The sequence below is a fragment of the Klebsiella sp. A-Nf5 genome (assembly GCF_002810545.1).
Taxonomy (GTDB): domain Bacteria; phylum Pseudomonadota; class Gammaproteobacteria; order Enterobacterales; family Enterobacteriaceae; genus Klebsiella; species Klebsiella variicola.
Map to the genome: position 1 here is coordinate 1 of NZ_PIOG01000199.1, position 323 is coordinate 323.

At 48.0% G+C, this 323-nt stretch carries 1 protein-coding gene; it reads left to right on the top strand.

Annotated elements, in window-relative coordinates; all coding sequences use genetic code 11:
* The coding region (locus CWM53_RS20220; RefSeq protein ID WP_133124371.1) for an SDR family oxidoreductase at positions 1–136 on the top strand (136 nt) is incomplete at its 5' end.
* Positions 137–323: the final 187 nt, after the last annotated feature.

Below are 323 nucleotides of genomic sequence, written 5' to 3' on the forward strand. Positions count from 1 at the left end.
TCAGCGCACCCCGGCAGCACGCTGGGGAAAACCGGAAGAGTTGATTGGCGCGGCGGTGTATCTGGCTTCACCTGCTGCAAACTTCGTTAACGGTCATTTGTTGTTTGTGGATGGTGGGATGCTTGCTGCCGTTTAAATAACTTTGCGTCTTTCGGGAAACTGGCACGCTCGCGATACCTGAAAGACGATATATTAAACCCGTGTGATGATATTCATTATCTGAGGATTGCTTATGCAAATGCTCGCGAAATTACCAGTGCGTCGCTGGTGGTATTTAATGCCGATTATTTTTATTACCTATAGTCTGGCGTACCTTGATCGCG